Source organism: Brachyspira sp. (assembly GCF_050873525.1).
GTDB lineage: Bacteria > Spirochaetota > Brachyspiria > Brachyspirales > Brachyspiraceae > Brachyspira.
Genome location: NZ_JBNMIZ010000295.1, coordinates 1 through 2483, shown reverse-complemented (window position 1 = coordinate 2483; position 2483 = coordinate 1). Strand labels below are relative to the sequence as shown.

Here is a 2483-nt window from a genome sequence, read left to right as displayed (position 1 = left end):
ATTTTGACGCGGAAGCGGGCTGTAAGCCAAATAAGCTATTGATTAATTTTTTAAATATTGTATAATTTAATCAATATTTAAATGTTTAATAAAAATAAATTACCGAAAAATCGGTGGAGAAAGTTTGATATGAAAATTACGATAATTTATAATACTGTTCATGCATTTGCAACGCAACGCAACGCAACGCATACCACCATTATATTCTAAACAATAATTTTAAATTTTATATATTTCAATTTTTTAGGACATTTAATTTTTTAAGTGCCGTTTTTGGTTTTGCAAAAATAATTTCTTTAATTAAAAATTCTTTTGGTGAAAATAGTTTGTCATTACGAGGTTTTGTCGCCGTAGGCGTGCCTTTGGCAAAAAACCGAAGTAATCCAAATTTAGTAAAATTCGATTTTTATAATTTAATTTCATTAATAAATAAATTTTATACAAAGTGGATTGCCACGCCGATGCCAAAGGCACTCCTTCAGAGAAGTCGGCTCGCAATGACAATGAAAAATAAATTTGAAATAATAAGTCAATTAAATTATGGCTTTTGTTATAAAAATTATTTCTTTAATCTTAATCAAGTTTTTCGCAATAGTTACGATTTCGGCGGAAGGTTTGGAAGAAATCTAAATTATGGTTTCGATAAAGATTATAATCGCAATTTCAAAAAGAATTGTGATTATGGTTTTGAAAAAAATTGTAGTGGCGGTTTAGGAAAAAATTATTTCGGAAATTGTAATTTTGGTTTTGATTTTGGGAATGAAATTTGTAGCATTTGGCATGATTTGAAGGGCTTTTTATTTAATAGAAAAATTTTAAAAACAAAAATCTAAAAAATAGGAGAATAAAAGATGAAAAAGATTTTTCTAACAGTAATAGCTTTGCTTTCTATGGCAAGCGCACAAGTATTCGGTATGTATGGAGTTACGACAGATTGGATTAACTTCCTTACTCACGGCAATCAGTTCAGAGCAAGAATGGACCAATTAGGCTTCACGCTCGGAAACGATACGATTAAGGGAACTTTCGGATTCCGTAATCAAGCAAGTTATGGCGGAAGTATCGGCGATATGTTAAACACATTGGACGGTAAAGATTATAACTTTGACCCTACAATCTCTATGGGAATTGGTTATACTTCTTCTTTAATCGGAATCGGAGTTGGTTATAATGCAACCATTGGAAACAAAATATACAAATTTAATGGTAAAGCAGAAGGCAAACCTACTCAAGCGGTAGGACATACTCCAGTTTTGGTTTTGAACGCATTGGATAACGCTTTTAGAATGGCGATTCCAATTCAAGTGGTTCATCTTGCCGATAAAGATGAAGACGGAACTAAAGCGAGCGTAACTGCAGTAAGTGTTGATTCACAATTCAGATATTATACGGGCTTGGATTTCCTTCCTCAAATCAGATTATATTTGAGATATGGTTATTATGGATGGAATACGGAGTCTTCAGGCACAAAAGATAAAGGTAAAATGGCGGAATCATTTGGTTTCGAATTCAGACTTTACTTTGGAGCGATGGTGGAAGAAGTTGCTCTTACTCCGTTTATTAAATTGGCTTATAACGGCGCTTTAGGAAAGCAACATAATCAAACGAGAGTAGAGGCTATTAAAGTTCTTGATAGCGCAGCTGCAATGTCTGCTAATTTTACACCTACTTCATATGGCGAAAGATGGGCAACGAGCGCTTGGGATTTAACATTAGCTCCAACTTTGGGATTAACGGCAAACTCCGATATAGTTTCGCTTTATGTAGAACCTTCATTGGGCTTGAAAATAACTCAAGATGGAAGCGCTACCGAGAAAAATGTTAAAGAAAAATATGATTTATTCTATGGTGCTTATGCGGAAATCTACATTACGCCTTTGAAAAACCTTGAATGGTATTTTGAGGCTGATATAAATAACGGAGGCACTTCTCCTAATAATGTAGATTTTGCAGCTACCACAGGAATAACTTGGTATTTGCCAGCGCTTTAAGTTGACTTAACCGAAGACTTAAGTCTTCGGTTATAAAGATTGTCATTACGAGGTTTTGTAAAAACCGAAGTAATCTATTCTATTTGGATTGCTTCGCTTACGCTCGCAATGACGAAAAAAATGGCAAGCATTGGGTTTAAAGAAAAGATTGACGATGCTTGATTAAAATTGAATCTTTCTTAAATTTTTCACTATAATTCGGCGTTCTTCGTGTGTTGCGAACGGAGGACGCTGTTTTTTGTTTTAAATTGATTAGTTTTAAAAGTTGATGCTGTTTTGTGGGGGATTTTATTATTTTAATTAGTGAGGTTGGAAAATTAGATTTGTTATTTTGAATTTTTTATTGTGGTTAATAAAATTTGTGGAAATTATTTTTTATTATTATTTCAAAATTAATTTAGTAAATTGAAGTAATATAATTTAATAATTTAAATATAGTTTATTGAAATTGATTTTTTAAATTAGTTTTTATTTATTCGTGAGGTAATAAAT

General features: G+C 32.1%; 3 protein-coding genes. All 3 read left to right on the top strand.

Annotated elements, in window-relative coordinates; all coding sequences use genetic code 11:
- The first annotated feature begins 326 nt into the window (after positions 1 to 326).
- Genes ACR0QS_RS12725 through ACR0QS_RS12715 form a run of 3 tightly spaced genes read left to right on the top strand, consistent with a single transcriptional unit; the run spans position 327 to position 2153 of the window.
- Entirely contained in the window at positions 327 to 833 is a 507-nt protein-coding gene (locus tag ACR0QS_RS12725) for a hypothetical protein (RefSeq protein ID WP_432633826.1), read from the top strand.
- An 18-nt stretch (positions 834 to 851) separates the two neighbouring features.
- Entirely contained in the window at positions 852 to 1991 is a 1140-nt protein-coding gene (locus ACR0QS_RS12720) for a cell surface protein (protein WP_432633825.1), read from the top strand.
- Between the two features lie 39 nt (positions 1992 to 2030).
- A complete protein-coding gene (locus ACR0QS_RS12715) occupies positions 2031 to 2153 on the top strand; it encodes a hypothetical protein (protein ID WP_432633824.1) in 123 nt (40 codons plus the stop codon).
- Positions 2154 to 2483 lie beyond the last annotated feature (330 nt).

What these genes read in the sequence shown, in the direction of transcription:
- ACR0QS_RS12720 (WP_432633825.1), top strand. Translation starts at nt 852, where the DNA reads ATGAAAAAGATTTTTCTAACAGTAATAGCTTTGCTTTCTATGGCAAGC.